A 5,940-nucleotide genomic window follows, 5' to 3' on the forward strand; every position below is an offset into this window, starting at 1 on the left:
GGCGAGGGCCACTTGGAGGACGAACGCCTCGTCCCACTTGAGGCAGGCGCGGGCGTCGGCGATGTCCGCCTTGGTGTGGGGGCGGTGGATCTTGAGGAGGGCCTCGGGGAGGGAGACGAGGCCGCGGCCCTCGCGGAGGGAGGCGGGGAGGGGGTCCAGGGCGTCCTGGGCCGTGGGCAGGACCGTCTGGATCGCCTTGGCGAGCTTCCAGGACTCCAGTTTGGCGGTGGCGGGGTAGAGCGGGATCAGGGCGCCCGCCCAGGTCTCCACCGATTCGCCCGCCTCGGTGTCGTCGCCCTTGAGGAGCTGGTAGGCGGGGTGCGCGAGCTGGAGGCGGCGGTTGAAGACGGACACCTTGCCGGAGAACATCGCGCGGGTGCCGGGGAGGAGGTCCTTGTGGGGTTTGTGCACGCCGTTGCCGAAGAAGACGAGCTGGAGGCGCCCGCTGCCGTCGGTGATGGTGACTTCCAGTCGTTGTCCCTTGCCCCGGGGGGCTTTGGAGGAAGCGAACGTGTGCAGCCGGGCGTCGGCGACCATCGCGACGACCGTCACGTGCTCGTCCATGGGCAGGTCGGCGAGGTGGGTGAGCTGTCCGCGCTCCTCGTATCTGCGCGGATAGTGGTGCAGGAGGTCGCCGACCGTGTGCAGGCCGAGGTGCTCGGCCATCACCTTCGCGGTGGCGGGGCCGAGCACTTTTTTGAGCGGTTCTTCCAGTGCGGGCACGAGATCCATTGCACACCACGCCACTGACAATCCCCTAGACATGTCCTGAAACCCCTGGTCAGCCGCGTCGCTTGGGCCCTAGTATGTCGCGCCTCACGCCATCCCTTCCGCGGTCACCGCCCCAGTCCGGGACCGCCCGACCCCGCGCCGACGCTCACCCCCCAACGGCGCAGCGACGATGGACTCCCAGACCTCGAAGTCATCCCAGGCATCCCAGTCACCTCACACGTTCCAGGTCGACCTGCGTGGTCTGGTGGACCTGCTCTCCCATCACCTCTACTCCAGTCCGAAGGTCTACCTGCGCGAACTGCTCCAGAACGCGGTGGACGCGATCACCGCGCGCCGTGCGCTGGACCCGGACGCTCCCGCGCGGGTGCGCCTGTTCACGGACGGTTCCGGCCTGCGCGTGGAGGACTCCGGCGTCGGTCTGACCGAGTCCGACGTGCACAGTCTGCTGGCGACGATCGGGCGCAGCTCGAAGCGTTCCGACACTCTCCAGGAGGCGCGTTCGGACTTCCTCGGCCAGTTCGGGATCGGCCTGCTGGCCTGTTTCGTGGTCGCCGAGAGAATCCGCGTGGTCTCCCGGAGCGCGCGCACGCCGGGGGCGCGTCCGGTGGAGTGGACGGCGCGCGACGACGGCTCGTACTCCGTGCGCACGCTCCCGGACGAGGCGCGCCTGGAGCCGGGGACGACGGTGTACCTCCAGGCGCGCGCGGGCGCGTCGGAGTGGCTGTCCGAGGCGCGCGTGCTGGCGCTGGCGAAGGACTTCGGCTCGCTGCTGCCGTACGACGTGCGGGTGGGCGAGGAGGCGGTCACGGACCTGCCGGCGCCCTGGGACCGCGCGTACCCGTCCCCGGCGAACCGGCGGGTGGCGCTGGCGCGGCACTGCCACGGCCTGTTCGGGTTCACGCCGCTGGACTCGATCGAGCTGTCGGTGCCGCTGGCGGGCATCCGGGGCGTGGCGTACGTGCTGCCGGCGGCGGTGTCCCCGGCGCAGCGGGCGACGCACCGGGTGCACCTGAAGGGGATGCTGCTGACGGAGCGGGCCGAACAGCTGCTGCCGGACTGGGCGTTCTTCGTGCGCTGCGTCCTGGACACGGACTCGCTGCGGCCCACGGCGTCGCGCGAGGCGCTGTACGAGGACGAGACGCTGGCGGCCGTCCGGGAGGCGCTCGGGGAGCGGATCAGGGCGTGGCTGACGGGTCTCGCGGCGGGCGATCCTGAGCGTCTGTCGGCGTTCTTGGCGGTGCATCACCTGGGCGTGAAGTCGCTGGCGCGGCACGACCCGGAGATGCTGCGGACGATGCTGCCGTGGCTGCCGTTCGAGACGACGGACGGCCGCCTGTCGCTGGAGGAGTTCGCGCAGCGCCACCCGGTGGTGCACTTCACGCGCACGGTCGAGGAGTACCGCCAGGTCGCCCCGATCGCCTCGGCGCAGGGCATCGGTGTGATCAACGGCGGTTACACGTACGACAGCGAGCTGGTCGAGGCGCTGCCGTCGGTGCGTCCGGGCACGTCGGTGGCGGAGCTGGACGCGGACACGGTGACAGCTCATCTGGACGCCGTGGACACGGCGGAGGAGCTGGCGCTCGCGGGGTTCCTGGCGGCGGCGCGGGCGACGCTGGACCCGCTGGGGTGCGACGTGGTGCTGCGGGCGTTCCATCCGCTGTCGGTGCCGGCGCTGCATCTGGACGACCGGCAGGCGCGGCACGAGCAGGCGCGCGCGGACGCCGAGGAGCAGGCGGACGACCTGTGGGCGGGCATCCTGGGTTCGCTGCGGGGCGGTGCTCCGCGCGCGCGGCTGGTGCTCAACCATCACAACGCGCTGATCCGGCGGATCAGTTCCCTGACGGACCCGGAGCTGATCGGGACGGCGACGGAGTCGTTGTACGGGCAGGCGCTGCTGATGGCGCAGCGTCCGCTGCGGCCGGCGGATTCGGCCTTGCTGAACCGGTCGTTCATCGGTCTGCTGGAGTGGGCGACGCAGGGTGAGGGTGGCAGGAATGAGTGAGATCGAGGACTTCGACGCGCTGCGCCACGCGATGGCGCTCAACGGCGAGGAGCCGGAGGGCCCGGCGCGCAACGCGCGCGCGGAACACCTGCTGGGCGAGGCGGAGAAGCTGGGGATCCCGCTGGCGGTGGTGGAGGCGCTCGGGCATCAGCTGAAGGTCTACAACTACAGCTCCGAGAAGGCGAAGATGTTCGTCCCGTTCGCGCGGCTGCTGCGCATGTGGGACGAGCGTCCGGAGGACTTCGACGAGTACGAGGCGCATTCGCTGCACTGGGTCTTCAAGTGGATGTCGGCGGGGATGCTGGACCAGCCGCACATCCCGCTGGCGTCGGTGGAGAAGTGGCTCGGCGAGATGGAGCACCGCTACCGGCTGGCGGGGCACTCGGAGCGGGCGGTGCGCAGCGCGGAGTTCAGTGTCGCCGCGCACATCGGTGATCTGGCGCGCGCGGAGCGGGCGTTCACGGCGTGGATGGCGGCGGACCGCGACCAGATGGCGGACTGTCACGCGTGCGAGCTGCACGGGCAGGGCTGGTGGCATGCGGAGTGCGGGCGCGACGAGGAGGCGCTGCGTCTGTGGGCGCCGGTCCTGGACGGCGAGTACACGTGCGCGCACGAGCCGCACACGGTCCTGGCGTCGTCCCTGATCCCGCTGCTGCGCCTGGGCAGGCTGGACGAGGCGCGCGCGAACCACCTGCGGGGTTTCCGGCTGGTGCGGTCGATGGAGTCGATGCGGGGCGCGTACGCGGACCATGTCGAGTTCTGCGCGCTGACCGGCAACGAGGCGCGCGCGCTGGAGCTGCTGGCGGAGCGTCCCGCGTACTTCACGGACGACGGTCATCCGCGCAGCAAGCTGGACTTCCTGAGCGTGGTGACCCTCCTGACGGACCGGCTGGCCGGTCTCGGTCTGGGCGGGCAGCAGGTGCCGGGTCCGGCGGGCCGGGAGTGGACGGCGGCGGAGCTGGCGTCCCACGCGCGCGCGGAGGCGCTGCGGCTGGCCGGCGAGTTCGACGCCCGCAACGGCAGTACGCACGTGTCGGACCGGGCCCGCGCGCGGATGGCGCAGGAGCCGCTGACGGACCGGCTGCCGCTGGGGGTGCGCGGCGCGCGCCCGCCGGTGTCGGCGCCGGTGCCCGCGCCGCGCGTGGCCGAGCGGGCGGCGCCGGACGGTGAGCCGGATCTCGCGGCGCTGCTCGCGGAGGCCCGCCGCCAGTCGGACACGCTCCAGCCGCACGCGGTGGAGGCGTGGGTGGCGGTCGGCGAGGCCGCCGGGGACGCCGAGCTGACGCCCCGCGACCGCGCGGAGCTGGCCGAGCACGAGGGCATGGCGCGCGGCGCCGAGGGGCTGGAGTCCTTCGAGGAGGCGGCCCGCTGGTACGCGGAGGCGGACGACCCGGGCGAGTCCCTGGCGGCCCGCGCGCGCGGGGCGTACGTGCGGGCGCTCGCCGGTGACGTCGAGGAGGCCCTCGCGGCCGTCGAGGAGCCCTACGACCGGGTGCTGGCCCTGTACGCCGAGGACGGCACCGGGGTGCGGCAGGTGGCCGGGGTGCTGATGAGCAGGGCGCGGATCCTGATGCGGTGCGCGCACGAGGAGGACGCCGGGGACGATGTGTTCCCGGTCGCCGAGGCGGCCGTGCGGGAGGTGCTCGCGCTGGTCGGCGGGCGCGCGGGGGACGACGTACGGCTGCACGCGCGCGTGGCGGAGGCCCATGCGATGCTCGCCGAGCTGGCGGCCCTGGGCGGGGACCCGGAGGGGGCGGCGCAGCTGTTCGCGCGGGCGTCGGCGGAGTTCGTGGCGGCCGGGCTGCCGTGGTTCGCGGTGGAGTACGAGGCGCGGCTCGCGTCCCTCGCGCACCACCTGGGTGACATGACGCAGGCCGAGCGGGCGCTGCGGGCGGCCCTGGAGCACGGTGGGCCGGTCCTGGAGCCCGTGGGACGGGCTCAGCTGCATCTCCAGCTCGCGGAGGTCGTCGGGGGCCGGGGAGAGGCCGAGGAGGCCGCTGAGCACGCCTTGGAGGCCGCGCACTGGGCCGACGAGGCCGGCGAGGGCCCGACGTTCGGCGCGTGGGCCCGGCACCAGCTGGGCGGTCACCTGGTCCGGCAGGGCCGGTGGGCGGAGGCCGCGGAGGTCCTGGAGTCGGCGCTCGCGGACCTGACGGCGGAGACGCACGGGGACGGGACGGTCGTCCAGACGAAGTGGTGGCTCGGCGACTGCCTGAGCGAGCTCGGCGAGCACCGGGCGGCGGCCGAGCGCCGGCTCCAGGCCGCCGAGATCGCCCGGCACTGGCCGGAGCAGCACGACCACGCGACGCTGGCGCACCTGGCGGCGGAGTCGCTGAGCCAGGCGGAGCTGCTCCCGGAGGCCGATCAGGCGTACGCGCGCGCGGGTGAGCTGTGGCGGGACCTCGGGAACGTGCACGGCCTGGTGCGGGCCCTGCGCGCCCGCGCGTGGCTGGCGCTGCGCACGGACGACGGCGTCGCCAGCGCGCGCGAGCTGATGACGGCGGCGGTCACGGAGTGCGCGGACGCGCTGGACGCCCTCGACCCGCCGGACGACGAGGAGCAGCGCCGCCGGCTGGTCGTGGAACTGGGCCACACGCACCGCCAGTTCGGCGACCTGCTGGCGCGCTCGGCCGCCGAGGACGCGGACGACGACTCGATCCGCGCGGCTCTGGAGGAGGCCCTCGCGCAGATCTCCGACGCGGTCGCCGTCTTCGCGTCCCTCGCGGACGACGCCCTGCACGCGCGCACGTCCGCCGAGCTGGCCGCCGGCTGGCTGGAAGCGGACCTGGGGCGCCCGCAGGACGCCGCCGCCCGCGCGCGGGGGGTGCTGGCCGCGTACGGTCCCGCTCCGGACGACGATACGGCGGCGTCCCGTCGTACGGAGGCGGAGCAGTTGCTCCAGGGGGTGCGCGAAGGGAGCTGAGCCTCCCCGCTGGAAGCCTCTTACTCGACGCCGATCAGCAGCAGCGAACCCTGGCGGCCACCCCGGTACACCACCGTGTCGACCGCCAGGTACGCCTCCCGTACGCGCGCCTCCAGCTGGTCGGCGATCGTGTCGGGGGCGTCGTCGCCGAGGACGAGGGTGACGAGTTCGCCGCCCGCCGAGAGCATCCGGTCGAGGACCTTGCGGGCGGTGTCGGTGACGTCCGTGCCGATGACGGCGACGTCCCCGTCGACGAGGCCGAGGACGTCGCCGTCATCGGCAC

General features: G+C 73.6%; 3 protein-coding genes and 1 pseudogene. 2 read left to right on the top strand and 2 right to left on the bottom strand.

All coding sequences use genetic code 11. The annotated features are described in order from the left end of the window. Positions 1–732 (bottom strand): OB-fold nucleic acid binding domain-containing protein (locus AOK24_RS13395; RefSeq protein WP_240553880.1); only part of this gene is annotated, 732 nt, incomplete at its 3' end. 169 nt (positions 733–901) lie between these two features. On the opposite strand from AOK24_RS13395, the gene AOK24_RS13400 reads away from it, so the two are divergent. Both AOK24_RS13400 and AOK24_RS13405 read left to right on the top strand, forming a co-directional pair. After that, positions 902–2,734, top strand: a complete 1,833-nt coding sequence (locus AOK24_RS13400) for an HSP90 family protein (RefSeq protein WP_055720282.1) — start codon at positions 902–904, stop codon at positions 2,732–2,734. After that, positions 2,727–5,657 carry a methyl-accepting chemotaxis protein gene (locus AOK24_RS13405; protein ID WP_055720283.1) on the top strand — a complete coding sequence of 977 codons (2,931 nt, stop codon included), beginning with the start codon at positions 2,727–2,729 and terminating at the stop codon, positions 5,655–5,657. The genes AOK24_RS13400 and AOK24_RS13405 overlap by 8 nt, the downstream gene beginning before the upstream one ends. Before the next feature lie 20 nt (positions 5,658–5,677). On the opposite strand, the pseudogene AOK24_RS13410 reads toward AOK24_RS13405, so the two are convergent. After that, positions 5,678–5,940 (bottom strand): annotated as a pseudogene (locus AOK24_RS13410) (DAK2 domain-containing protein); the annotation flags it as partial.

It is taken from the genome of Streptomyces niveiscabiei, from assembly GCF_001419795.1.
Classification (GTDB): domain Bacteria; phylum Actinomycetota; class Actinomycetes; order Streptomycetales; family Streptomycetaceae; genus Streptomyces; species Streptomyces niveiscabiei.

Excerpts from the sequence above, each read along its gene's own strand:
- AOK24_RS13405 (WP_055720283.1), top strand. The coding sequence starts at position 2,727 with ATGAGTGAGATCGAGGACTTCGACGCGCTGCGCCACGCGATGGCGCTC.
- AOK24_RS13400 (WP_055720282.1), top strand. The coding sequence starts at position 902 with ATGGACTCCCAGACCTCGAAGTCATCCCAGGCATCCCAGTCACCTCAC.